Consider the following 26239-nt stretch of genomic DNA (forward strand, 5'->3'; position numbering starts at 1 on the left):
CGATGCTAGATACTCCGGAAGACGGCGCAAATCAGGTCCCGGACGCTTCCGCCGCCGCACCCATCATCGTTGCGGCCTCGCGCTCCCTGCGGGAAGGCCACACCCGTACGCTCAAGCACGGCGACATCTTTGCGGTATTCGACCAGCGTGGCGACGCCGTATCGGGCGGAGGTGGCTCGGATGGCCTGTACTACCGGGATACCCGTCACCTCTCGCACTTCCACCTCACTTTTGGCGGCTGGTGTCCGATCCTGCTCAGTTCCGTGCTGCGCGACGACAATGCCGCGCTCACCTTTGACCTGACGAATCCTGATCTCTTCGATGCCGGCGGACGGCTGACAATGGTTCACGATCTGATTCATCTGCGACGCTCGAGATTTCTTTGGGACGGAACGTGCTACGAACGCCTGGCCTTGAGAAACTATGACGAACTACCCCGCCGCATCACGATCGAGCTGGCCTTTGCCGCAGACTTCGCCGACCTGTTCGAAGTGCGAGGCGCCCGCCGCGCGATGCGTGGCAAGATGCAAGCCACAGCCATGGACGCATGTGGAGTCACTCTTGCCTATACGGGCCTGGACGGATACGAGCGCACCACCCAGCTTTGCTTCGACCCACCCCCCACGCGCCTGACCGAGAACGAGGCGGTGTTCGAACTGGAACTGCCGCCGCTAAAGACCCACTTGCTGTATATCGAAATCTGCTGCGCCAGCGCCCGCAGTGACGGCCGTTCGCCACGCCGGGCGTTTCCCACGGCACTGCGCGCCGCGCGCCGCTCCCTGCAATCGCTCTCCAGCCGCGCGGCAACGATAGTCACCTCCAATGACATATTCAACGAGGCTGCAGGCCGGAGCGTCTCGGACCTCTATATGCTGAGCACCCGGACGTCGTACGGCCCGTATCCGTATGCCGGGATCCCCTGGTTCAGCACCTTCTTCGGCCGCGATGCACTGATCACGGCACTCGAAACCCTCTGGCTGGATCCCGACATCGCACGCGGCGTGCTTTGCTATCTGGCCGCAAATCAGGCCACGACCGTGGACCCGGCGGCGGACGCGGAACCCGGAAAGATCCTGCATGAAAGCCGTCAGGGAGAAATGGCCAATCTCGGTGAAGTGCCGTTCCGACGTTACTACGGCAGCATCGATTCCACGCCACTGTTCATCTTGCTGGCAGGTGCCTATATGGACCGCACCCACGACCACGCTACGGTACAAGCGCTGTGGCCGCATATCGAAGCTGCGCTCCAGTGGATCGACGACTACGGCGACCGGGACGGCGATGGCTTTGTAGAGTACGGCCGGTATTCGGCCGACGGGTTGCTCAACCAAGGGTGGAAGGACAGCCGCGATTCAATCTTCCACAAGGATGGCACGCTCGCACAAGGGCCCATTGCCCTGGTGGAAGTCCAGGCGTACGTCTACGGTGCGTGGATGGCCGCGGCCAGCATTGCGCGCCATCTTGGACATGGCCAACGCGCCACGGCGCTTGAGGCGAAAGCACAGCGTCTGCGCGAGCGATTCGACCAGGCATTCTTCGATCCCGAACTCGGCACCTACGCATTGGCGCTGGATGGCGACAAGAAGCCTTGCCGCGTGCGAACTTCCAACGCAGGCCACGCGTTGTACACCGGCATCGCCTTGCCGGAACGCGCCGCGTCGGTTGCGGCGGCACTCATGGGAAGCGCCTCGTTCTCCGGCTGGGGTGTTCGAACCGTCGCCTCGACGGAGACACGCTACAACCCCATGAGCTATCACAATGGCTCGGTGTGGCCCCACGACAATGCCATCGTTGCAGCAGGGTTCGCGCGCTACGGGATGCACGGTGCCGCCCTGGGCATCTTCGACGGTTTGTTCGCTGCCGCGACGCATATTGACCTGCGCCGGTTGCCGGAACTCTTCTGTGGTTTCGCGCGCCGGCGCAATCGCGGGCCAACGCTATATCCGGTGGCTTGCAGTCCACAAGCATGGGCTGCCGCGACACCTCTATCGTTGTTGCAGTCCTGCCTGGGACTCGACTTTGACCTTGCCGCCGGCGAGATCAGGTTTCAACATCCGCGGCTTCCTGATTTCATGGACGAAGTGGCTCTGTATGGATTGGCGCTTGGCAGCCAATCGGCAGATGTTCTGCTCAAGCGCGCCGCCGGAAGCGTAATGGTCAGCGTTCTGGACCGCCGCGGGAGTGTGGTGGTCACTACCACGAACTGAGCAGCCTAAGATCAGCATAAGTCAGCGTCGAAATTCGACCGCAGGCAGCGGTTGGCCGGCACAACCTGCGTGCAGACTGGGGCAGACATCAGCGCGCGCCCCGCCATCGGCTGGTGACAGCGCCGCGGTGGAGAGCCGGGGGAATGCGGCTACTCCACGTGCGTCGTCCATTCCTGATGTCCTTGGCTTCCCCCGCCGCGCAATGCCTCTTAGTCTGTCAGGTCCTTCGGCAGCTTTCCTCCATTCACCGCCAACTCCTGCATGACACGCTTGTGTAGCCACGTGTTCATTGCCGCAGAGTCATTCATGTCGCCGTCGTAGTGCAATTCCTTTGCGAGCGCTTTTCGGTTGTCCAGACTGCTATCCACCCCCAACGCCTTCAGCGTATCGACAATGGAGGTTCGCCAGTTCAGCGTTTGACCCGTTTCGCTGGCTGCCTTGTCCATTACCGCCTGCACATCGACCTGGGAGAGTGGCTGTTGACCGCCCCCCGACCCGGCCGTCTGCGCAGCCGCTGCGGGTGGCGCCGTAGACGTTGGGGCTGCAGTGGTCGGCGAAGCTTTCGCGTTAGCCGTGGACGAGGAGTCTGTCGTGGGCGTGGTGGCCTGCGAGGACGCAGCCTGCCCTTTGTGAAGCAGCTTGTTCACGATGTCTTTGAAAATGCTCATTGCGATCTCCATGCCAAGTTCAAAGTTTTACGACGGTGCAATTTCCGTTCCCAAGGCACGCACGACTGGTCGGTCGACAACATCCCGATGGGCGTCTGATGAAAAAGGGCCTGACTATCCGCACGGGGCAGACTTGTGAACCGCTGGAGCGAGTCCCCAGGCCCTCGGTGGGGGCTGGAATGCGTCTTGCTGCCCCTTGGCTGGACGGACCGTGGTCGGCCCGTCTCTGCCCCAAGCAACCCCACAACCCGAGACATCATGGACAAATCCAAAGTACCCGTCGAACAGCGCGCCGCGCTGTCCCTGCTGCTGGATGATCACCGCAGCGTCAAGAAACTCTTCAAGGCCTTCGAGGATGCAAAGGACGACGCCGCAAAGCAGTCGATTGCATCCGAGACCTGCCAGCAGTTGACAATCCATGCGCAGATCGAAGAGGAGATCTTCTACCCCGCCTTGCGCGGCGCCAGCGACAAGATCGACGGCATGCTTGATGAAGCCACGGTCGAGCACGGTGTTGCGAAGGACCTGATCGCCAAGATTGAATCTGGCAACAGCAAGATGCTGGAGGCGAACTACACCGTACTGGCCGAATATGTGGGCCACCATGTCGAGGAAGAGGAAAACGAGCTCTTCCCGGCAGTGATTCGGGCCAAGGTTGATCTCACGGAAGTGGCACAGCAGCTCGAGGCCCGCAAGGCGGAACTTACGGGCCAGCCGGCTTAAGGCGAACGTCGAGAATCAATGTGACGACGGTGGGCGCAGTTCGCGGGCGCATATGGCTCGCGCCAGCAATTTGTACAACTGAAGGTGCAAATGACAGACTATACGCGACCACGTCGGCGGCCGGACAGCGCCGAGTCAGAGGCAGAGCCCGCGCCTGCTGCGGAGGACAACTTCGTCCGCGTGCGAGGCGCGCGCGAGCACAACCTCAAGAATGTCGATGTCGATATCCCGCGCAACGCGTTGGTGGTGTTCACCGGCGTATCGGGCTCTGGCAAATCCTCGCTCGCTTTCGGCACGCTCTACGCAGAGGCGCAGCGGCGCTACTTCGAATCCGTCGCACCGTATGCAAGGCGGCTGATCGATCAGGTGGGCGTGCCGGAGGTCGACAGCATCGAGGGCCTGCCACCCGCGGTGGCGCTGCAGCAGCAGCGCGGCACGCCGAACGCGCGGTCGACGGTGGGCAGCGTCACCACCCTGTCTAGCCTGGTGCGGATGCTGTACTCGCGCGCCGGGACGTATCCGGCGCGGCAGCCGATGCTGTACGCCGAGGATTTCTCCCCCAACACCGTGGAAGGTGCCTGCCCGGATTGCCATGGACTTGGGCGGATATACGATGTCACCGAGCAATCGATGGTCCCTGACGCGTCCCTGACGATCCGCGAACGCGCCGTAGCGGCCTGGCCGCCGGCCTGGCATGGGCAGAATCTGCGCGACATCCTCGTCACGCTTGGCTACGACGTCGATACGCCTTGGCGAGACCTTCCAAAGAAGGATCGCGACTGGATTCTCTTTACCGAAGAGCAGCCCACCGTGCCGGTCTATGCCGGCTTCACGCCGCGCGAGGTGCGCGCCGCGCTCAAGCGCAAGCTGGAGCCGAGCTACCAGGGCACTTTCACCGGCGCGCGGCGCTATGTGCTGCAGACCTTTGCCACCACGCAGAGCGCGCTGATGAAGAAGCGCGTGGCGCAATACATGATCGGGCGCGATTGCCCGGCATGCCACGGCAAGCGCCTGAAGAAAGCGGCGCTGTCGGTGAAGTTCGCGGGGCTCGACATCGGCGATTTCACGCACCTGCCGCTGGCCCGCGTGGCAGAGATCATGCGTCCGATCGCGCAAGGCGAAGCGCCCGGCCCTGCCGGCGCCACTGCCGTGCTGAGCCGCAAGGCGGCGCGCGCAGACACGGCGCGGCGCGTGGCGGCCGGCGGCTCGGCGCACAAGGCCGCCCCCGATGTGCGGCGCACGCCCAACCTGTCCGACGAGAAGCGCCTGGCCTCGCAACGCATCGCGCAGGAACTGATGGAACGGTTGTCCACGCTGATCGATATGGGCCTGGGCTACCTGTCGCTCGACCGCAGCACGCCGACGCTGTCGTCGGGCGAACTCCAGCGGCTGCGTCTGGCCACGCAGATCTCGTCGCAACTGTTCGGTGTGGTCTATGTCCTCGACGAGCCCTCGGCCGGGCTGCATCCCGCCGACGGCGAGGCGCTGCTCGTGGCATTGCGCCGCCTGAAGGCGGCTGGCAACTCGCTGTTTGTCGTGGAGCACGATACGCAGACCATGCGCCAGGCCGACTGGATCGTCGATGTAGGGCCCGCCGCAGGCAAGCATGGCGGGCACGTGCTCTACAGCGGGCCGCCGGACGGCCTCGCCGGAATCTCGGCGTCGCGCACCGCGGCCTACCTGTTTGGCACGCCAGAGCGGGAGCAGCGTGCGCCGCGCGAACCGGGCGGGTGGCTCAAGTTGGCCCATGTATCGCGCAACAACCTGCACCGCGTGAATGCGGAAATCCCGCTTGGCTGCTTCACGGCAGTGACTGGGGTCTCGGGTTCGGGCAAGTCGAGCCTGATCAGTCAGGCGCTGCCCGAACTGGTGAACCGCCATCTGGGCCGCGTCGACGACGGCGATGCCGACGAAGAGCGTGACCCGCTGTTCGCGATGACCGATGCCCCGACCGAGGGCCGTATCGCTGGCGGCATGGAGACGGTGCGCAGGCTGGTGCGGGTGGATCAGAAGCCGATTGGCCGCACGCCCCGCTCGAACCTTGCCACTTACACCGGGCTGTTCGACCACGTCCGCAAACTGTTCGCCGCAACGCCGGCCGCGCGCAAGCGGCGTTACACGGCCGGCCGTTTCTCGTTCAACGTGCCCCAAGGGCGCTGCCCGACGTGCGAAGGCGAAGGCTTCGTCAGCGTGGAGCTGCTATTCCTGCCGAGCGTCTACGCGCCATGTTCCGCGTGCCATGGCACGCGCTACCGGCCGCAGACGCTGGAAATCACCTGGCAGGGCCGGAACATCGCCGAGGTGCTTGACCTGACCGTCGACGCAGCCTGCGAATTCTTTGCCAACGAGGCGCCCGCGATGCGGGCCCTGACGGCCTTGCGCGATATCGGCCTCGGTTACCTCCGGCTCGGGCAGCCGGCCACGGAACTGTCGGGTGGCGAGGCACAGCGCATCAAGCTGGCCACCGAATTGCAGCGCGCTCAGCGCGGCGACACGCTGTACGTGCTCGACGAACCCACCAATGGCCTGCATCCCGCGGATGTGGACCGCCTGCTCGTGCAGTTGCAGACGCTGGTGGATGCTGGAAACACCGTGGTTGTGGTCGAACACGACATGCGCGTCGTGGCGCAAGCCGACTGGGTCATCGACATCGGGCCAGGCGCTGGCGACGAGGGAGGGTGCATCGTGGCAAGCGGCCCTCCGGCCAATATCGCTACCTCCGAAACCAGCGTGACCGCGGCCTACCTCGCCGCCGAGTTGGGCTGAGCCGAATGTCGCGCATTGCCGGCCTCCTCCAGTGTCTTGCGTGTGGACGAAAGCGGGTGCAGATTCCATGCCCGGCATGGTGGCCTGCATGATTCAAAACCGCCCCGGTTCCGCTTTACAAAATCGGGCGTTTTTTCCGTGCCAGGATTGCTTTCATGCAGGCGCCGCCCCGGTTCGACTTCCGGCATCGGCGCTGCCGTCATCGCCGGGCTTTCTTGTGCCGGCCGCCCTGTCAGCCTTGCCTGCTGCTTGCCAATTTCCACAGCGCAGCCGAACGGGTTCCCGTACGGCAGTACGCAAGTACGGGCTTCGGCAGGTCCGCCACGAGCAAACCGAAGGCCGCAGCAGCTTCGGCAGTGACATCACCCGACTCCACAGGCAGGTAGTGCACGGCCATGCCCAGCGAACTGGCAACCTCCGCAATGCTCGCGAACTGGGTCTGGCCGGCAGCCTCTCCATCGTGCCGGTTACAGACGATGGAACGGAACCCGATCGCATGCGCCGTGCGAACGTCGGCTCCGCTTAGCTGTGGCGCCACGCTCACGTCGTCAGAGAGCTGCCTGATCTGCATTTCCTGTCGGCCCGCGCGCACTTCCAGGCAGCGCCGTATGGTCCTGTGGAAGCAGTCGACCGCAAAATCCACGTCTGCCTCCGTTGTGAAACGTCCAAGGCTCAGGCGAACCGTGCGCTCCGCTGAATCCGCTGCCAGTCCGATGCATGTCAGCACGTGAGACGGTTTGCCTGCCGCCGAATTGCAGGCCGACGTTGAGGAGATGGCCAGGTCATCAGCCAGCATGAACGGGAAGAAATTGGGCAGCGCCACAGTCAGACTGAGGGTATGCGGAATGCGGACTGCTGCGCTGACATTCTGCGTGACAGCGCCCGTCGCGCGCACACCACTCAGCAAGCGCTCGCTCAGTTGCGTGATGCGCTCGTTGTCCGACGCCATTTCCGTCCGCGCCAGTTCGCAGGCCGTTCCCATGCCGACAATCTGGTGCGTGGGGAGGGTGCCAGAGCGCAGCCCCTGCTCGTGTCCGCCACCATGCATCTGGCAAGCTATGCGCGGTGCCACTTCGCGGCTCACATAGAGCGCACCGATGCCCTTCGGGCCATAGAGCTTGTGTGCCGACATCGACAGCAGGTCAATGCCCATCGCCTTTACGTCAATCGCGGTCTTGCCAGCCGCCTGCGCCGCGTCCACGTGAAGCAGGGAGCCAGCCGCATGGACGACACGCGAGATTTCAGCGATGTTGGTAAGGGTGCCGATCTCGTTGTTCACCATCATCAACGAAACAAGGCCCGTGCCATGGCTGCAGGCCGCTTCCACTGCGGCCGGCGAAATCTCGCCTGACGGATCCGGCACGAGGTAGGAAACGGAAACGTCGCTTTGCTCAAGGTACGCCGCGGTGTCCAGAATAGCCTTGTGCTCAAGCTTGCTGGTGACCAGATGGCGCCGCGTCGGCTCGTGCTCGAAAAAACCCTTGAGCGCCAGATTGTTCGACTCCGTCGCTCCGGACGTCCAGACAATCTCCGATGGCTCTGCACCAATCAGCGCAGCGACCTGGGCGCGAGCGTGCTCCACCAGATCCTTTGCCTTCAGTCCTGCAGCGTGCGAGTTCGACGCAGGGTTTCCGAAGACGCCGTCGGCCCCCAGGCAGCGGAACATCGCCTCCATGACACGAGGGTCAGCCGGTGTGGTTGCAGCGTAATCGAAGTACCGCAGAGTGTCCGTGCTCATCATTCATCCTTCAGAAGGGATGAAATCCTACGACGAACGCACTGAAAGTTACTTCCAAAATCCATCGACGACAGAGGGGGGCGTTAGCATGAAATGCTATTGAACGATATTTCTGTAGAATATTTTCCCGTTAGCCGAGCGTGCTGGCAGATGCAGTGACCTTATGGCGACCCCTGTCCCCGAGGCCTCCAGCCCGCGCCATCACGATACAAGCGCCACGATGACGGTCCCCCACAGCGCCAGCAGCACGTTGCCGACAGCATAGGCAACGCCGTAGCCCAATGTCGGCACCGCGCTCTTCGCAGCTTCCTGTACCGCGGCCAACGCGGGCGTTGCGGTCGACGCCCCGGCGCAAACGCCAAGCATGACGCCCGGATGCATTTTCATGAGCTTGTGGCCGACGAAGATGCCCGTCAGCATGGGAACGCTCACTGTCAGTGCTCCGGCAAGCAGCAGCGACAAGCCGCTCGACTGCAGACCTTTGACGAAGTCGGGTCCGGCATTCAGGCCTACGATCGCCACGAAACCAGTCAACCCGATAGACTCGAATACCCACAGCGTCGGACCCGGAATACGCCCGAAGAGGCGCGGCTGCACCGATCGCAGCCAGCCGCACACCAGTCCGCCCAGGAGCACCCCCACGCTAAGCGAAAGGCCGATCTCGATGCCGCCAATGGAAAGCGCCGGGATGCCCACGAGCGCCCCGGCCACAATGCCCAGCGACACCAGCACCATGTCCGTCGCATTGGTTGCCCTGTCGGCCACGCCAATCTTCCCGACCGCGCCATCCACGCGTTTGACGCTACCTACCAGCGACAGGACATCGCCACGGTTAAGAATGGTGTCCGGCGAGAGCAATATCTGCGTGCCCGCGCGCGAGACACGCAGCACGAATACGCCGCGCGCGCCCTCTTCCCGGGCCAGATCACCGAGCCTGCGGCCGTCGATCGCCTTGGCGGTGATCACCACGTCCAGCGATTCCACTTCCACATCCAGCAACGCCCGATCATCGATTTCGCGCAAACCAGCATGCGGGCCTTCCATTCGCTCAACCAGCAAGGTGCGCCGGCCGGACACGCTGAAGACGTCGCCAGCACGCAGAACGGTTTCCGGAGCGGCGTCTGTCATGACGCCATCGCGGAAAAGACGCTCTATAAACAGACGTTCGTCGCCCATGGCCGTTTCCAGCTCGGCGATCGTTGCCCCCGTCAGCGGCGAATCGTCGGCAATACGGTAGGCGCGCAGTTCGAACTCCCGCCGGCTCGGGATGGCCTGCGTGGCGTTGCCCTCCATGCTGTCTTCCAGCTCCCGGCACGCCGCTGGAAGATCGACGCCGAGCAACCTGGGCGCGAGTTGGCCAAGGATCCACGCCGCGCCGATCACGCCCACCAGATAGGTGACGGCGAACGCAACGGGTATCTGGTTCGTCAAGGCCTGTCGATCGGCTTCGGAAAGGGCCAGCCGCGAGATGGCGTCGCTCGCCGTCCCGATGGTGGCCGATTCGGTCAACGATCCGGCCACCACACCCGCTGCGGTACCCGCCTGGTAGCCGAAGAGCTGGCTTACGACGAACGCGACCACCAGGCCCGTCGTGGCGACAATCGCCGCCAGCAGCGCCTGTTGCAGGCCATCGCTACGCAGCCCGCGAAAGAACTGTGGACCGGTGCGAAATCCAATGGAAAACAGGAAGAGCAGAAAGAAGCATTGCTTGACCTCACCCGAGATTTTGAGGCCCAATTGACCAATCAATACGCCTGCAAGCAGCGTTCCGGTGACAGCGCCCAGCGTAAAGGTGCCAACCTTGAGCTTGCCGAGCGCATAGCCCAGGCCCAGCACCAGGAAGAAGGTGACTTCGGGATGGAAATGAAGTACGTGCTGGAACCAGTCGAACGCTGCGCTCATTGCGGACTCCACGGTAAGCCGGCGTCATCGGGCGGCCCACGCTGATACGGAGGCCGAATAGCGGTCGCCCACAACAGCGCCGGCCGCAAACGTACGATCGAGCGCGGCCAGTCCCGCGTCACTGGGCTTCCATGGAAGCCTGAACGCTTAGCAGGTTCTGAGGCACGACACGAATCAGCCCACGCGCGGGCTGTCGATATCCGCAATCAGGGATAGCGAAAGCGACACCGTCAATGGCACGATCAACAGCAGAAACAGCTTGGTTCCTTCCGCGCGTATGCCGTATCCCTGCAGCAGGCTGCTGAAGAACGCGATGATGATCATCAGCCCCCAGGCAGAGACGGGGATGCGGTTCAGCCAGGCTGCCTCGGTATAGCCTTGCGAATTGATGACATCGTTCATGCCTGTCACGGCGAGCGCGCTGATGGGATTGGGGGCGGCGCCAGCGGCGTCCCGCACGACCCGCCACATCTCGGCCTCGATTCGCGCAGTCCTTTTTTCTATTCCCTGCACCTTCTCCCGGTCACGCGTCTGGTAATAGTGAATGCGCTGTTCGAGGTATTGGGCAAGCAGTTTCTTGATGGTTGTCGCGTCGGCCGCCATCAGTTCCGCCCTGAGATACTCGGTGCCGATCGCATTTGCCTCTTCTTCTTCCAGATTCTTCCGCTGATCGTATCGGCCCACAGCCATGGACAACGTGAACCCGATCAACAGCGCCAGAAGGGTCAGGGTAGCGCCCTGGATGATATTGAAGTCATCCCGGTTCTCCTTGGGAATTGGCCAGATGCGGCGAAGCACGAGCGCCCCAACTGCCGTGGCGCCACCCATGAAGAGCAACAGTACGACGAACAGAATGGCGGGATGGCGAATCAAATCGTGCATACATCCTCACAGTACGTCGTCGTCCGTGCCGAAGCGCGCTGGTCTTGCCCCGTCACCCAGTCAAACTCACTCTCAGTACGGCGGATTGACGACTACGTACTGCGATCCCTGCGGTTGATACCAGGTACCGCCGCATTGCTGGTACACCATGCCACCGTAGTTCACGGGCGCGCAATTGGGCGGCACCGATCGGACCATCGAACCGACCACTGCCGATGTCACGGCCACCGTCGCCGTGACTGCCGCGGCCGTCGCTACCGGGTGGTAATCGTTATCCCATCCGCAACATCCACCATGGTTGTCGACGTTCACGTTCACGTTGCGGTTCGAATTGACGTTGACGTTGCGATTGGTGTTAACGCTGTTGACGCTGTTGCTGCGTACGTTGTTGGCTCGCGCGTCCACATGGCTGTTGTTGATCTGACGCCCGCCGCCACCACCACCTCCCGCATGCGCACCTGCCATATGCCCGCCACCGCCGCCCCCCGCACGTCCGCCACCTCCACCTGGGCGGGCTTCCGCCGTAGTCACCCACCCCGACGCGGCCAGGACGAGCGCCGTCACGCAAACCAGGGAATGCTTGCCGAATGCGTATGTCATCGTGGGCTCCTTAACGGGACTTCAGGGGAACGAACTCGGCGGCCTTGGCCCCCGCCGGCGGCGTGAATGCGAAGGTGGCATTGCCAAACTTCGCATTCAGGTTCCACTTGTAGTACGTGACCGACTGCGGCCGTGCATCGTCCGAGCGATTCGTGATGACCAGCTTGCGCGGCAGCGGGCGCGGGCCAGCAGAAATCCAGATCTGCCAGTCGAACTGACCTTGCCTGAACGCATAGTGGTTGCACAGGTCGCCAGCGATAAAGTCCTGTCCGGCGTTCATCGCCGATTCGATGTTATCGACCGGGGCGGCGGGCGTACCCCACAGGAACAGGTCCGCAGACGGCACTTCTATGCCGTAGCGTTCGCCCAATCGATCCACGAGTGTGTTGAGGTTGTCGCTGAACTGGGCCTGCGAGTAGTACTTCTGCTCAGGCTGGTAGAGCGTCACGGTCTTGCCGTCGTAGATCAGGTCACGCTGCAGACGGGCGCTGCGCATCGTCGCACGCAGCTTGTTGGGCCGAACGACGTCCAGATCCGCGATCGCGGTGTGCTGCAGCTTCTGCCCGTCCTGCAGTACGCGCTCGCCAGTCAGGCTGATACCGACCTCGAACTGCTTGAGGGACTGCAGGCTCGCGCCCATGTCCTGCAATGCCTTGATGACCGCCGGGTCCACTGCATTGGCGTCGGGCTTCGGCGCCGGCGCCTGGGCGGCGGGCGCCGCGGCGGCGACCGGCGGATTCTCCGGCGCCTTGGCTGGCGACGGGGGTGCACTACTGCAGGCCGTCAGGGCAACAGCGAGCAAACCAAGTACCGGTAAGCGTGCCATGAATACACTCCAAGCGATGTACAGCCGTTGGTGGCAGGCCGCTCGGCGATGCGCGGCCTTCCCTGTTCAATCGAGTGCGCGCGATCCAGATCCTTGCGGCAGCGGTCCGAAGAACATGCGCCTGAACCGCTCGCGACCCACCACACGGACGATCTCGGCGATAACGCAGTACGAGAAGATGAGGGTCAGCAGCAGGATCTGGATGGCCCAGAAGCGCGGCCAGTTCATTTCGACCAGCAGCGTGTGATTGGCGGCGGCCAGGCTCGGGGCTTCTTTCCAGTATTCGTACAGCCGCTCCAGGTAGTGCACGAGCAGCGCCACCAGCATGTAGATCAGCGTTTTCCAGCCAACATTCCAGATCAGCGGCTTGTCCGGAAACCGGTTGATAAACGGCATCATGTTCGCAATCAGTACCGCCTTGCCGAGGATCAACGCCGCAAGAAGGATCGACGCCGATGTCTCCAGTTCGATGCCGCTGCTGCGGACCATCAATGCGCGGATCACCGCCACGATATGAAGCGCCACCAGGAAGAAAATGGTGGGCGGCAACATCTCCAGGAATTCGTGCTTGATCGTTGCGACGACATCGCTCATCTGCTGGCCTCCCCCACCCTCGCGGCTTGCCGCCCCTGCGCTACGCATGCTTGCTGCGACGCGGCACCGGGTTCGCCTTTCAGACTCGAACCCCCACGCATACTTCCAGCTACCCAAAGCTGGCGGAAGTGAATGATTCTGTTAACGGTTCTTATTTGTTTCGAGAAATGCCACGCCTGTGCAGCATCAGGCACCGCACCAATTGGAAAGCGCTTAATGAAAATGATGCCGGCCCCCTTCGCGTGGGATTGGCGCTATTCGATCGCGCCCCTTTCCTTGATATGGCGATCTCGGGTAATGTTCCCATTGTCTGCAGGGTGCCTTTGCATTAGGCTCTAGCGTCGCCAGGTTGACCCGCCTTTTTCGTGGAGGAGCCCAGGATGCGCGCAGTGCAAAGCCCATTGCAGTCTCCGGTGTCCCTGACCGCGGCGAGCTTCGCCGAATGGGGCGAAGCGATCAGCACCAATTTCCTGCCCCTCGATTGCTCTCGCCCCGCGGGCGGCCATTTTTACGGCCGCGCTAACCTGGCCCATTTCGCTGAAAGCGTGGTGGGTGACATCGAGGTGGGGGCGCATCGCGTTACCCGCCGGCGCGGACATGCCGAAGCGTCTGACGCCGGATACTTCAAGATATTCTGGCAATTGAGCGGCCGCAGCGTGATTGCCCAGCGCGGCCGCGAGGCGGCGTTGCTCCCTGGACACTGGTCCATTTACGATACCGCACAGCCCTACAGTGTCGACATGGAGGAAGGCTGCCGCGCGCTGGTACTGCTCGTGCCGCAAACACGCGGATTTGGCTGGCAGGCTGCAACGCGTGAACTATGCGGCAGCGCCCTCCCCGGCATGGGTACCGCACGAATCGCCGCCTCTGCACTCGGCGGCTTGCTGCACGATGCCATCGCCGGACATCAACTTGACCACCGTGCCCAGGCCGTATTGGAGGATTCGATGGTGGCGCTGGTGGAGTCGGCACTGCATGGGGCCATGGAGCCGGACGGCGCTGCCGCGCATCAGCGCGTGGGCAAAAGCCGTGTGCGGTCCATGGTCGAATATATCGACGCGCAATTGCACGATCCCGAACTGTCCGCACTGCGTCTTGCTGCGGCTTTCCACGTGTCGCGCCGCACGCTCTATAACGTATTCCGGGATTTCGGGCAGACACCACACGCCTATATTCAGTCACGTCGGCTGGACCGCGCGGCGCAACGCCTTTCCGACCCAGCCGAGGCCAGCGGCAGCATTACGCAAATCGCGTTCGGGCTGGGGTTTGCCGATGCCGCCCATTTCAGTCGCGTGTTTCATGAAAGGTTTGGCGTAACGCCGTCGCAATGGCGCCTGCGCAAGAGCGCCGGGAATATTGCACTGCAACACCCTTAGCCACGCGCGCGTGCACTGCGCGACAAGCAGTATGCACGCACAGACAAGATGCATGACCGGGCCGTTGCTAACTTCTGTCGATCCTCACGACGACAGGAGACAAGCATGAATGCACCGCACGAGACGCGCCCCGGGATCCGTAGCGCGATGCTGATCGATGGTCAATGGCGGCAAGCCGCCTCAGGCGAGACATTCGCGGTATTCGATCCTGCCACCGGCCAGGAGATCGCCCATGTACCGACCGGCGCCGCCGCCGACGTCGACGCCGCGGTCGCAAGTGCCCGCCAGGCGTTTCGCAGTGCCGCCTGGCGCGGCATGCTCCCGGCGCAACGCGAACGGCTGCTACTCAAACTGGCCGACCTGATTGAACAGCACGCTGACGAACTGGCTCGGCTGGAAACGCTGAACAACGGCAAGCTGCTGGCTTTCGCGCATGGCCTCGACGTGGGCGGCAGCGCCCAATGGTTGCGATACATGGCGGGCTGGGCCACCAAGATCGACGGCCAGACTTTCCAGATTTCCATGCCCTTCCCGCCCGGCACCCGCTACAACGCTTCCACGCGGCGCGCGCCGGTCGGGGTGGTCGCCGCGATCGTGCCGTGGAACTTCCCGCTGCTGATGGCCGTCTGGAAGATCGCCCCTGCACTCGCTTGCGGCTGCACAGTGGTGCTCAAGCCAGCCGAGGAGACCCCGCTTACCGCTATCCGGCTTGGTGAACTGGCGCTGGAAGCGGGCTTCCCGCCCGGTGTCCTCAATATCCTGACGGGCGACGGTGTCGCCGGGGCGGCACTGGTCGCCCATCCGGACGTGGACAAGGTGACCTTCACGGGATCCACCGAGGTCGGACGCCTGATCGGCGCGCGCTGCGGCCAGGATATCCGACGCGTGTCGCTCGAGCTGGGCGGCAAGAGCCCGGTCATCGTCCTCGACGATTGCGACCCGGCCACAGCCATCCAGGGTGCGTCGGCGGCGATCTTCTTCAACCAGGGGCAAGTCTGCACGGCCGGCTCGCGGCTGTATGTGTCACGCCGCCACTTCGACCACGTCGTGGAAGGCATTGCCAAGGTGGCCGACGCCATGGTGCTGGGCTCTGGCCTCGACCCGGCCAGCCAGATGGGACCGCTTGTCTCAGCACGCCATCGCGACAAGGTGGTGGGCATGATTGCCACCAGCCGGCGGGAAGGGGCATAAATCGTGGCAGGCGGCGCCGGTGTCGAGCGCGATGGCTACTTCGTGCGACCCACTGTCGTCGCCAACAGTGCAAGCCGTGACCTTGAAATCGTGCGAGAGGAGGTCTTCGGCCCTGTGGTCGTCGCCATGCCGTTTGACGATCTCGATGCCGTGCTGGTGGCGGCCAACCGCTCCGAATACGGACTGGGCGCCAGCGTCTGGAGCAACAACCTTGGCGCCGTGCAGCGGCTGGTCGATGGGATCGAGGCTGGCACGGTCTGGGTGAATTGCCACAACGTCGTCGACCCTAACATGCCATTTGGTGGCTACAAGGCGTCGGGCGTCGGCCGCGAACACGGCCGTTCGGCCATCGAGGCCTATACAGAATTGAAGTCGGTTTGCATGGCGTACTGAGAGCATGGCAGCACGCGGGGGGCGGCGGCTGGGCCGTTCTCCCTCGAAACAACAAGAAACGCAGCACAAGAAGAACCTTGAGGAGAGAGACAAGATGACGCAACGCGCGAAGCGGCCCCGTTTGCATTTCTGCGCCATTACGATAACGGCGAGCATGCTGGCCACATCCGTGGCGTACGCCACCCCTGCCCCAACCGCACCAGATTCACCAAATGCACCAACGGCGCGCTCGACCCGCAGCGCAACCGCTACGCCGGTGGCGCGGATCCGCACGGCAACCGCCAAGGTCGACGGCAACTTCATCCAGGCCAATGCCAGCAAGACCCCCGACTGGCCCAGCTACGGCCTGGACTATGCGGAAACGCGGTTCAGCCGCCTGAGCCAGATCGATCGCCAGAACGTCAAGGATCTGGGCCTCGTCTGGTCGTATGACCTCGAGTCGACGCGCGGCGTGGAATCGACGCCGCTGGTTGTCGACGGCGTGATGTACGTCACGGCATCCTGGAGCGTGGTCCACGCGGTCGACGTGCGTACCGGCAAGCGGCTGTGGTCATTCGACCCCAAGGTGAACCGCGCGCTGGGCTATCGCGGATGCTGCGATGTGGTCAACCGCGGCGTCGCGCTCTATCAGGGCAAGGTCTTCGTGGCCGCCTACGACGGCCGGCTGATTGCACTGGATGCCGCCACCGGGCGCAAGCTCTGGGAGAAGGACACCATCATTGACCGCAAGTTCTCGTACACCATCACCGGGGCACCACGTGTGTTCAAGGGCAAGGTCATCATTGGCAATGGCGGCGCCGAGTATGGCGTGCGTGGTTACGTCACGGCCTACGATGCCAACACGGGGCAGCAGAAATGGCGCTGGTTCACCGTGCCGGGCGATCCCTCGAAACCGTTCGAGGACGAATCGATGGAACGGGCCGCAAAGACCTGGGACCCGGCAGGCAAATGGTGGCAGGCCGGTGGCGGTGGTACGGCCTGGGATTCCATGACCTTCGATCCGGAACTGAACCTCATGTATATCGGCACGGGCAACGGCTCGCCCTGGTCGCGCAGCAAGCGTAGTCCGGCCGGTGGCGACAACCTGTACCTGGCGTCGATCGTGGCGCTCGATCCGGACACTGGCAAATATCAATGGCACTACCAGGAGACGCCGGGCGACAACTGGGACTACACCTCGACGCAACCCATGATCCTGGCGGACCTGACCATCGATGGCCAGCCGCGCAAGGTCATCCTCCACGCACCGAAGAACGGCTTCTTCTTCGTGATTGACCGCACCAACGGCAAATTTATCTCCGCCAGGAACTTTGTCGATGTGAACTGGGCCAGCGGCTACGACAAGAACGGACGGCCGATAGAGATCGCCGAGTCACGTTCGACCGACAAGCCCTATGACGCCATTCCGGGGCCATACGGGGCCCACAACTGGCACCCCATGTCGTTCAACCCGGTGACAGGCCTGGTCTACCTGCCTGCCCAGCATGTGCCGATCAACCTGATGGACGACAAGGCGTGGACCTTCAATGGCGCACAACCGATGCAGCCGGGCGGCAACACAGGCTGGAACACGGCCAAGTTCCTCAACGCCGAGCCGCCCAGGAGCAATCCGTTTGGCCGGCTGCTGGCGTGGGATCCGGTCCAGCAAAAGGTGGTCTGGTCGCAGGAGCAGGTGTCTCCGTGGAATGGCGGGACGTTGACCACGGCGGGAAATCTGGTCTTTCAGGGATCGGCCGATGGGCGTTTTGCGGCCTACGACGCGAAGACCGGCGACAAACTCTGGGAGACCCCGACCGGTACTGGCGTGATCGCGGCGCCGGTCAGCTACGAGGTGGACGGCAAGCAATACATCTCGATTGCCGTAGGCTGGGGCGGCGTGTATGGGCTGGCCCAGCGCGCCACCGATCGCCAGGGCCCTGGCACTGTCTACACGTTTGCACTTGGCGCCAAGGCGAAGCTGCCTGACTTCGTCCAATACCGTAGCGACGGTCTCCTGCAAGGGGTGAAGTACGACCCGGCCAAGGTCAACGACGGGGCTGGACTCTATGTCAGCAGCTGTGTCATGTGCCACGGCGTGCCCGGCGTGGACCGCGGCGGCAACATCCCGAACCTTGGTTTCGTCAGTGCGGGCATGATCGAAAATCTCGACAAGATCGTTTTCAAGGGGCCATTCATGGCGCGCGGCATGCCGGATTTCACCGGCAAGCTGACCCCCGAGGATGTCGAGAAAATCAAGGCGTTTATCCAGGGAACCGCTGATTCGGTCAGGCCAAAGGCACAGGCCGGGCTCAAGTAAGCCAGGCCGAAAGCGAGGGGGCGGTTGCGCTGCCGTACGTACCTGGCGCGACTGTCCGCCCGTCCGCTCGCTAGATCAGCTCTCTGTAAAGTACCGATAGCGCCTCGCTGCCAGACGCACCGTCACGCCACAGGCGCGCCGCAAAGGCGTCTTCGAACTCCTCGCTGCCTTCCTCGAACATTTCGTAGACGCTGTCGTGCGACAGGTCGCCTTCGAGCACCTTCAGAGCCGCATCGACGGCCTGGCGAGCCCTCTGCGGCAGCAATGGCTGGAGTTCTTTCAAGGCTGCGATTTCTGCGGCAACCTGTTCGTCGGTTTTCCTGGCCATGTCGATTCTCCCTTGGGTCGCCCCGGTTCAGGCCGGTCATCATCACGGCTTGAGCCGGCCCCGTGCTGACAGCCTACCATTTTCAAGGCGTCAGATTCACGGCAGGTTTCTGCGCCGGGCACAACAAATTTGCCATGCACACATAGTCGCCTCAACTGTTCGCTGATACACTCCGCCTCCGTCGAAAACCAATCTACGGAGTTTTACCAGCATGGCCATCAAGAAAGTCGCAGCAACCGCAGCCAAACGTGCACCGAAGAAAGTCGCCGCAGCACCCGCCAAGAAGGCAAGCGCCTTTGATCGCGAAGTGAAGGCTGCCCAGAAGCAACTCGACAAGCTTCGCGCCGATCTAGCAAAGCAGGTTGCTGCCGGCAAGAAGGCCATCGTGAAGGCGGCGGCTGATCTGAAGAAGCTGAAGGAATCGGCACGCGCTGCGCATGCTGCAGAAAAGCTCGCAGCCAAGGAAAAGATTGCAGCGGCCAAGGAAAAGGCAGCAGCCGCCAAGGCAAAAGCGAAGGCAAAGCCGGTGGTGAAGGCTGCGGCCTCGAAGAAAGCCAGCAAGCCGCAGGCCGCTGCCAAGCCGACGAAGGCCGTCAAGGCCGCGAAGCCGGCCAAGGTTGTGAAGGCAGCTCCGAAGGCCGCCCCGAAAGCAGCTCCCAAGGCAGCAGCTCCCAAGGTTGCAAAGGCCGCCGCGAAGCCGGTCGCAAAGGTCCGCCGCGCAAAGGCAACGAGCGTGAAGCCCGCCGCCACGGTGCAGGCACCGGCAGTTGAAACCGTGGTCGCATCGGCTTAAACGCTGCACACGGTCCAGGATAAGGGCGGCATCTGCCGCCCTTATTTTTTTCTTGCGCCAGTCCGTCCCCTCCGGTGCACCGCTGGCCGCTACCGACGCGGTCACTCCATAGCCCCCGCTTCTGCAGGCCGGTGTTACCGGGAACCGCACGTTGGCGATTGATATGCCTGGCGGTTAATCGCATTTTTTATCCCCGGATGGATGCCGGTCGCCGTCGACCCGCGTGAGCCGGATCACGAGTTGATGCATACTCTCGTCCGTCCGACCATGTGGGGGTCACGCCATGTCAAACGTAGGGCGGCTCGTCCGCAGCGCCACGCTCAGCGGCTACGTCGAGCTGGTGGAGTCGCTCGGCCGTGATCCGGCGGCCCTGCTGCGCGGGGCCGGCCTCTCGGCACGGCTGCTGAAGGATCCCGAGACCCTGATTCCAAGCAGCGCCCTGCGCGAATTGCTGGAAGCCACCGTGATCGCGACCGGCATGGAGGACTTCGCGTTGCAGATGGCCGCACGCCGCACGTTCTCCAACCTGGGGCCGATCAGCCTGGTGCTGAAGGAGGCGCCCTCCCCGCGCCAGGGGCTCGACACGCTCTGCCGGTACCTGAAGCTGCTGAGCACGTCGCTTGTCACGCATGTGGAGGACGTGGGCCAGACGGTGATCATTCGCGAGGATTTGCTGCCAACTCCCGGTCATGCGACACGCCAGGCCATGGAATTGGCCGTTGGCATGATGTTTCGCATCCTGCGCGAACTGATCGGCCCGCAGTGGCGCCCGTTGCAGGTTTGTTTCACCCATCGCGCCCCGGCCAGCGTGACCGCACACCAGGCGTTCTTTGGCCGCAAGCCGATGTTCAATCAGCCGTTCAATGGACTGGTGTGTGCAACCGCCGACCTTCAGAAACCGCGCACCCCAGACCATTCGGGCGCCACGCAACTCGCGCGCGATTATCTGGAAGCCGCACTACGGAACCGCAGTGGCGGCACGCGCGAATCCTGCCGGGAACTGATCATGGCGCTGCTCCCGGGCGGGCGGTGCACCGCGCAACAGGTTGCGCGCCACCTGCGCGTAGATCGCCGCACGCTACATCGGTATCTGAGTGCCGCTGGACAAACGTTTTCGGAGTTGCTCGATGAAGTGCGTTCGGAACTCGTGATGCGCCATCTTGCCGAGAGCGACCAGCCGATTGGCGAAATCGCCAGCCTGCTGGGATTCTCGAACCAGAGTAGCTTCAGCCACTGGTTCCGCGCCGAATTTGGCTGCAGCGTTACGCAATGGCGCCGGCAGGGGCAAGCGCAGGCGCCGACCGGCGCCACCGGCCCTCGCCGCCGCCCCGCTCCCGCCATCAGTCGGCCGTAAGGACAATCTTTCCCATATGCTGGCTGCGTGCCAGATACGCGTACGCATCCGCGATGGCATCCAGCCGGAACGTCCTGTCGATGGGCAGCCGGAGGCGGCCCGCGCGAAAATGCGACATCAGATCCCGCGCACACGCCTGGATGCACGCAAGGCGTTCGGACTCCGTACGTGTGCGAAATGTAGCCCCTATCAGCTTGAGCCGATTCAGCCAAAGCAGGTTGATATCGGTGCGTCCGAACTGGCCCCCACCCAGCCGCGCAAGGTTGACCAGGCGCCCTTTCACCGCGAGGCAGCTGACGTTCTCTTCGAACACCGTGCCACCGATGGTGTCGATGATGACATCCACGCCGCGCCCGTCCGTGGCCGCCATGATGGACTCGCGCTGGACGTCGCGCGAAGCGTCGATGCCCACGTCGGCGCCAAACGCGGCCAAGCGTTCGAGCTTCTGCGCCGAGCGCGACGAAACGATCACGCACCCGGCGCCCAACGCCCTGGCTGTCATCGTCGCCGCCATGCCCACGCCGCCCGACGCACCATTGATAAACACTGTTTCGCCCGGTTTCAGCTCACCATTGCTCACCAGCGCATCGTGGGCGGTGATGAACACGTTGGGGAACGCCGCCGCATCGACCCATGACACATCGTCCGGCACTGGCATGAGCGCGAGCGGAGATGCCACGACGTACTGGGCATGGCAGCCACGGCCATGCCCCATCACCCGGTCCCCTGCCCGCCAGCCGTCAACCTGATCGCCCACCTCCACCACTTCACCGGCAAATTCGACGCCCGCCGTCATCGGGTCGCCCATCCGGTGTTCGCGCAGGTACTTGATCTCCCCTAGATTGATGCCCGACGCGCGAACGCGAATCAACATCTCATGAGGGCCCGGGACGGGCATGGCGATGTCCTGGACGGCCAGCCGGCCACCATCGGCGCCCGCAAATACACGTGCTGCTTTCATTCGTTGTCCTCCTGCTCCACCATCATTGCGCCGTGAAATGCATGGCGCGCAACAGCTTGCTCTGGCGCTCATGGGATGCCCGGACATCCGCGGCGAGCTCGTCGGGGGTCGCGGCGGTGCCAACCTCCATGCCAAGATCCTGGATCTGGCGTCGCAGCTCCGGCGACTGCAGCGCGCTGAGCGTCGCATCACGCATCCTGGCAACCACCGCGGGTGGCACACCCGGGGCGGACCATAGCCCCATCCATCCCACCTCATTGAGTTCGGGATAGCCCAGCTCAGAGAAGGTCGGCACATTGGGGAGCGCCGATATCCGGTTTGGAAAGGCGACCGCGTAGGCACGCAGCTTTCCCGCCTTGATGAACGGCAACGAGGTTGCCGGACCGTCGAACATCAGCGGAACCTGCCCTCCCATGACGTCCTGCAGCGCCGGGGGCGATCCCTTGTAGCTCACGGCGCCGGTATCCAGACCCGCCAGCTGGTTGAACTGCACGCCAATCGTCTGACCACGCAGGCCGATGCCAAAGTACGCGTAGTCCAGTTTTCCCGGGTTGGCCTTGATATGGCTGACCAGTTCGGCCAGGCTCCTGGCAGGCAGCGCAGGGTTGCCAACCAGTATCAGCCCCTGCCGCGTCAGCTGCGCGATGGGCACGATATCCCGGAACGGGTCGTAGGACACCTTGATGGCCAGCGGGACTTCCGAGGCAATGCCCTTCTGGATAAGCAGGAAGGTGTAGCCATCGCGCGGCGCCGACAGCATGGTCTGGACCGCGATGGTGCCGGCGGCCCCCGACTTGTAGTCGACGATCACCGGTTGCCCGAGGGGACGCTGCAATGCGTGGGCTAGCAGGCGGGCGATGATATCTGCGGTTCCTCCGGGCGGCGCGCCCACCAGAATCCGCACCGGCTTCGTTGGCCAGTCGGCGGCATGGACAGCGCTTGCGGCAAACAGCGCCGCGCCGAGCACGGCCGCCCGCCCGAGCGCGCGGCGCGCATGGATGATCCAGTGTTGCATGACGGTCTCCTTGTCATCGGCTGCGTGTTGTCACTGCGTCTTGTGCAGGAAGCCCTGGTTGCCCCCGTTGCGGTTCGGGGCGAAGCCATTGGCCCGCAAGGATTCCTCGACGGAGTCATGGAACACGCCAATCTGGCAGATCTCGCGCGCCTGCCTGGCCGTCGCGATCTCCCGGCCCATCTCGCGCGCGATACGCACCAATTGCTCGATCTGGCTGACAGTGCCCTGCCTGGCGGTGCGCGTCGGGTTCCAGAGAACGTCCTCGGTGCCACACCGCACGTGCAGCCCCATCGCGATCCCCATCACATTGACCGGCAGCACGTTTCGCACGTTGCTCTCGACCGCGACCACCGCGCCATCCGGCACGGCGCGCATGAAGTTGGCAAGACTGTAGATGCTAGGCGTATCCATCCCACCCCCGATGGCGACCCAGTTCAGGACCAGCGGACCCTTGTAGAAGCCCCGGCGCATCAATCGCTCGACCGATTCGAAGCTGTTGATGTTGTAGCACTGGAACTGGCTCTGAATCCCGGCGGCAGTCAGGCGCCGCACGTGTTCCTCCACCCACCCGGGATTGGCGGGCACGGTCATGTTCTTGTAGGCATTGAACAGCGCCATGTCCTCGCGCGAGGTGCCCCGGAAGTCGGCATCCTCGGCGTGGTCGGTGACGTTCATCTGCGCGGTGTTGACGGTCACCGTCACCTGATCTGGCCTGGGGTCCAGGTCGGCGAGCATGTGGCGGGTATCGTCCGACAGCCATTTGGCGGCCTGCCCTTCGTCTTCTGGGGCGAACGAGATCGAACCACCCACCTGGATGATCATCTCCGGCACCGCCTCGCGTACGCCGGCAATCAGTTCGTTGAACTTGGACAGCCGCTTGCTGCCCTTGCCGTCGAGCTCTCGCACATGCAAGTGCAGCACCGTCGCGCCGGCGTCATAGCAATCGACGGCTTTCTGGATCTGTTCGTCCATCGTCAGCGGAATGTCCTCGGGAAAGTCGGAGGGCACCCAGCCAGGGGCGTAAGGCGCGGCAGTGATGATCAGGGGCGGCTGGTTTTCGGGAAAGAGGTGACCGTCGAGAAAATGCATGTCGATGCTCCAGGTAATCCAGGCAATCCGGGCAATCCGGGTAAGAGTGGCAGGGCGTGGTCGGATCAGTAGGGGATGTCGCCCACGATGCCGGCGCGTTCCATCTTGCGCGGTGCGGGCCAGTAGTCGTTCAGGGCATAGTGCTGCGTGCAGCGGTTGTCCCATACGGCGATATCGCCCTGCTGCCAGGACCAGCGCACCTGGTATTCGGGAATGGTGGCGCGGCTGATCAGGTAGTTGAGCAGCAAGGAAGCGCCCGGCGCCTTGTCGATGCCATGACGCACGTTGGCCGGTGTGCTGTAGTTGGTGAAATGCGTACTGAAGCCCGCCCCGACAAACAGGATCTTCTCGCCGGTCTCGGGATGGGTGCGCACCACCGGGTGCTCGACCGAAGGATGCTCCAGTGCCAGTTTCGCCCGGGCCTCGGCGGTCATGACCGCGCCAAAGCTGTGCTCGATGCTCGCCCTGGCACGCAGGCCAATGATCTTCTGCCGGACGTCCTCGGACAGTTCCTCGTACGCCTTGACCATGTTCACCCAGATGGTGTCGCCGCCAATCTCGGGGCATTCGATGCAGCGCAGTACCGCACCCATGGCCGGATTGGGGCGCCACAGGCCATCGCAGTGATAATTGTTCTCGTAGCTGTGCGGGTTGTCGCTCCGGTAGATGCGCACAAGGCCCGGATGCTCGGGGTCGCTCCCCGCCACCGGGTGGTCTTCCAGCTTGCCAAAGCGTCCGGCAAACGCCACGTGCTCGGCACGCGTGATGTCCTGGCGGCGAAAGAAGAGCACCTTGTGCGCGAGGAGCGCCGCCTTGATCGCCGCGAAAAGCGATGGATCGCGTGACGCCTCGCCCAGATGGACCCCAGAAATCTCGGCCCCGATGGCCGGGGTGATTTGCCTGATTTTCATTGTCATGTCTCCTGCACAGTCCGGTGAATCCGCGGGTTGGTTCATCGTGTTCTGTGCATCCAGTATCTGCAGCCTCCGGCCGACCGGCTTGCTTATCTGGGACATTCATTTGCTAATTTGGGACATCGGCCGTCTGCCGGCCACCGGCCCCGGGGAGACCTCTGCGCCTGAGCCCCGCCACCCCCGGGCATGGAGCGGCCGCGCCCAGGCACCGCCCGGTGCGTCGGCTCAGTCCGCCGTCATGGGCGCATGAAAAAGATCGGCATGGCCCACTCCGCCCCCCCCAAAAGCTCCGCGGTTGGCGCAAAATACGGGTCTTAGCGTGCAATGCACACACTGCCCTCATGGAGATCCCTATGAACACCGTTGTCCAGGCCACTCTGTCCATTGAACAGAGTGCGAATCCCGTATCCTCGACCGAGCGCGCCAGCTTGCTCGAGAACCCGGCGTTTGGCCGCGTGTTCACCGATCACATGGCAACCATCCGCTACACCGAGGGCAAGGGTTGGCACGATGCCAAGATCGGCCCGCACGGCCCCATCCAGTGCGATCCGTCCACGCTGGTGTTCCATTACGCGCAGGAAATTTTCGAGGGGCTGAAGGCATACCGCCTGCCGGACGGCGGCGGCGCACTGTTCCGCCCGGATGCCAATGCGCGCCGCTTCCAGAACTCCGCCCGGCGCCTGGCGATGCCCGCGCTTCCCGAGGAACTGTTCCTGGAGTCCGTGCGCGAGCTGGTCAAGCTGGATCGCGCCTGGATTCCGTCAGGCCAGGGCTCGGCGCTCTACCTGCGCCCGTTCATGATTGCCACGGAAGTCGTGCTCGGCGTGAAGCCTTCTGCGGAGTACCTGTATTGCGTGGTCGCGTGCCCGGTGGGTGCGTATTTCAAGGGCGGCGCCTCGGCGGCCGTCACGCTGTGGGTGTCCGACGCCTACACGCGCGCCGCGCCCGGCGGCACGGGTGAAGCCAAATGCGGCGGCAACTACGCGGCCAGCCTGCTCGCCCAGGCCGAAGCCACGCGCGAAGGCTGCGACCAGGTGGTATTCCTCGACGCCGTGGAACGGCGCTGGATCGAGGAGCTGGGCGGCATGAACGTCTTCTTCGTCTTCGACGATGGCACCCTGCAGACGCCGCCGCTCACCGGCACGATCCTGCCCGGCATCACGCGCGATTCGCTCATCACCCTGGCCCGCGACCTCGGCCTGACCGTGCGTGAAGAACCGTACGCGATCGGCCAGTGGCAGGCCGATGCCCAGAGCGGTCGGCTGCGCGAAGCGTTCGCCTGCGGCACCGCAGCAGTGGTGACGCCGATTGGCAAGGTGAAGGGCCGCGAGTACAACTTCACCATCGGCGACGGCACGGCGGGCGCGACGACGACACGTCTGAAGGCAGCGCTGGTCGACCTGCAGCAAGGTCGTGCAGCAGACCCGCATGGCTGGTTGAATCGCCTGTTCTGACCGGATGTCGGCGTGATCACGCCGACCCGTTTGACGCACCTGCAGTCGCACAAAGCAAAGCACGGAGCGTCCTGGCGGCGGGGGGGAAATCCTCCGCCGACGCATGCTCCGGCGCGTCCAGCCTAATCCTCGCCGATAGCGCAGCGCCCAGCCGAGCGCCTTCCTGATG

At 63.6% G+C, this 26239-nt stretch carries 20 protein-coding genes and 1 pseudogene; 9 read left to right on the top strand and 12 right to left on the bottom strand.

Features of this window, described 5'->3' with window-relative positions; translation table 11 throughout:
- Positions 1–2 precede the first annotated feature (2 nt).
- Positions 3–2207, top strand: a complete 2205-nt coding sequence (locus tag A9J21_RS08800) for an amylo-alpha-1,6-glucosidase (protein ID WP_066734168.1) — start codon at positions 3–5, stop codon at positions 2205–2207.
- Positions 2208–2416: 209 nt separating this feature from the next.
- On the opposite strand, the gene A9J21_RS08805 is transcribed toward A9J21_RS08800, so the two are convergent.
- Entirely contained in the window at positions 2417–2875 is a 459-nt protein-coding gene (locus A9J21_RS08805) for a DUF3597 domain-containing protein (protein WP_066734252.1), read from the bottom strand.
- A 258-nt stretch (positions 2876–3133) separates the two neighbouring features.
- Here A9J21_RS08805 and A9J21_RS08810 point away from each other — a divergent pair, with 258 nt between their 5' ends.
- Positions 3134–3598 carry a hemerythrin domain-containing protein gene (locus A9J21_RS08810; RefSeq protein ID WP_066734169.1) on the top strand — a complete coding sequence of 155 codons (465 nt, stop codon included), beginning with the start codon at positions 3134–3136 and terminating at the stop codon, positions 3596–3598.
- 90 nt (positions 3599–3688) lie between these two features.
- On the top strand, positions 3689–6364 hold the full coding sequence (locus tag A9J21_RS08815; RefSeq protein ID WP_066734171.1) for an excinuclease ABC subunit UvrA: 2676 nt from the start codon (positions 3689–3691) through the stop codon (positions 6362–6364).
- Positions 6365–6596: 232 nt separating this feature from the next.
- Here the strand turns inward: A9J21_RS08815 and A9J21_RS08820 are convergent, their stop codons facing one another.
- The 6 genes from A9J21_RS08820 to A9J21_RS08845 all read right to left on the bottom strand — a co-directional run bounded on the left by A9J21_RS08820 (position 6597) and on the right by A9J21_RS08845 (position 12906).
- Positions 6597–8105, bottom strand: a complete 1509-nt coding sequence (locus A9J21_RS08820; RefSeq protein ID WP_066734172.1) for an aminotransferase class V-fold PLP-dependent enzyme — start codon at positions 8103–8105, stop codon at positions 6597–6599.
- Positions 8106–8303: 198 nt separating this feature from the next.
- Positions 8304–10004 (bottom strand): aspartate-alanine antiporter, encoded by a 1701-nt coding sequence (gene aspT, locus A9J21_RS08825; RefSeq protein WP_066734175.1) that lies wholly within the window; start codon positions 10002–10004, stop codon positions 8304–8306.
- A 174-nt stretch (positions 10005–10178) separates the two neighbouring features.
- Entirely contained in the window at positions 10179–10886 is a 708-nt protein-coding gene (locus A9J21_RS08830) for a hypothetical protein (protein ID WP_307188105.1), read from the bottom strand.
- A 72-nt stretch (positions 10887–10958) separates the two neighbouring features.
- A complete protein-coding gene (locus A9J21_RS08835; RefSeq protein WP_066734177.1) occupies positions 10959–11486 on the bottom strand; it encodes a hypothetical protein in 528 nt (175 codons plus the stop codon).
- 10 nt (positions 11487–11496) lie between these two features.
- Positions 11497–12312, bottom strand: coding sequence for a DUF2092 domain-containing protein (locus A9J21_RS08840; protein ID WP_066734181.1), 816 nt, complete (start codon positions 12310–12312; stop codon positions 11497–11499).
- A gap of 66 nt (positions 12313–12378) precedes the next feature.
- On the bottom strand, positions 12379–12906 hold the full coding sequence (locus A9J21_RS08845; RefSeq protein ID WP_066734183.1) for a hypothetical protein: 528 nt from the start codon (positions 12904–12906) through the stop codon (positions 12379–12381).
- A 380-nt stretch (positions 12907–13286) separates the two neighbouring features.
- On the opposite strand from A9J21_RS08845, the gene A9J21_RS08850 reads away from it, so the two are divergent.
- The 3 genes and pseudogenes from A9J21_RS08850 (at position 13287) to A9J21_RS08860 (ending at position 18162) form a co-directional block, all read left to right on the top strand.
- The gene (locus A9J21_RS08850; RefSeq protein ID WP_082926316.1) at positions 13287–14282 is read left to right on the top strand and encodes a helix-turn-helix domain-containing protein; all 996 of its coding nucleotides are present in this window, start codon (positions 13287–13289) and stop codon (positions 14280–14282) included.
- A 105-nt stretch (positions 14283–14387) separates the two neighbouring features.
- Positions 14388–15866 (top strand): annotated as a pseudogene (gene styD, locus A9J21_RS08855) (phenylacetaldehyde dehydrogenase StyD).
- Positions 15867–16020: 154 nt separating this feature from the next.
- A complete protein-coding gene (locus A9J21_RS08860) occupies positions 16021–18162 on the top strand; it encodes a PQQ-dependent dehydrogenase, methanol/ethanol family (RefSeq protein WP_082926317.1) in 2142 nt (713 codons plus the stop codon).
- Positions 18163–18232: 70 nt separating this feature from the next.
- Here the strand turns inward: A9J21_RS08860 and A9J21_RS08865 are convergent, their stop codons facing one another.
- A complete protein-coding gene (locus tag A9J21_RS08865; protein ID WP_066734192.1) occupies positions 18233–18490 on the bottom strand; it encodes a hypothetical protein in 258 nt (85 codons plus the stop codon).
- A 211-nt stretch (positions 18491–18701) separates the two neighbouring features.
- Between A9J21_RS08865 and A9J21_RS31450 the strand changes: the two genes are divergently transcribed.
- On the top strand, positions 18702–19283 hold the full coding sequence (locus A9J21_RS31450; RefSeq protein ID WP_066734195.1) for a hypothetical protein: 582 nt from the start codon (positions 18702–18704) through the stop codon (positions 19281–19283).
- A 283-nt stretch (positions 19284–19566) separates the two neighbouring features.
- Complete coding sequence (locus A9J21_RS08875) at positions 19567–20637, top strand: AraC family transcriptional regulator (protein WP_066734197.1); 1071 nt, start codon at positions 19567–19569, stop codon at positions 20635–20637.
- On the opposite strand, the gene A9J21_RS08880 is transcribed toward A9J21_RS08875, so the two are convergent.
- From A9J21_RS08880 to A9J21_RS08895, 4 genes are all read right to left on the bottom strand, one after another.
- Entirely contained in the window at positions 20624–21598 is a 975-nt protein-coding gene (locus A9J21_RS08880; protein ID WP_066734200.1) for a zinc-binding dehydrogenase, read from the bottom strand. The two genes, A9J21_RS08875 and A9J21_RS08880, sit on opposite strands and share 14 nt — an antisense overlap.
- A gap of 22 nt (positions 21599–21620) precedes the next feature.
- Complete coding sequence (locus A9J21_RS08885) at positions 21621–22613, bottom strand: tripartite tricarboxylate transporter substrate binding protein (RefSeq protein WP_066734203.1); 993 nt, start codon at positions 22611–22613, stop codon at positions 21621–21623.
- Between the two features lie 30 nt (positions 22614–22643).
- Positions 22644–23702 (bottom strand): 3-keto-5-aminohexanoate cleavage protein, encoded by a 1059-nt coding sequence (locus tag A9J21_RS08890; RefSeq protein ID WP_066734206.1) that lies wholly within the window; start codon positions 23700–23702, stop codon positions 22644–22646.
- A 65-nt stretch (positions 23703–23767) separates the two neighbouring features.
- A complete protein-coding gene (locus tag A9J21_RS08895) occupies positions 23768–24613 on the bottom strand; it encodes a TauD/TfdA family dioxygenase (RefSeq protein WP_066734215.1) in 846 nt (281 codons plus the stop codon).
- 356 nt (positions 24614–24969) lie between these two features.
- Here A9J21_RS08895 and A9J21_RS08900 point away from each other — a divergent pair, with 356 nt between their 5' ends.
- A complete protein-coding gene (locus A9J21_RS08900; RefSeq protein ID WP_066734218.1) occupies positions 24970–26070 on the top strand; it encodes a branched-chain amino acid aminotransferase in 1101 nt (366 codons plus the stop codon).
- Positions 26071–26239: the final 169 nt, after the last annotated feature.

The sequence above is a fragment of the Cupriavidus sp. D384 genome (assembly GCF_001652915.1).
GTDB lineage: Bacteria > Pseudomonadota > Gammaproteobacteria > Burkholderiales > Burkholderiaceae > Cupriavidus.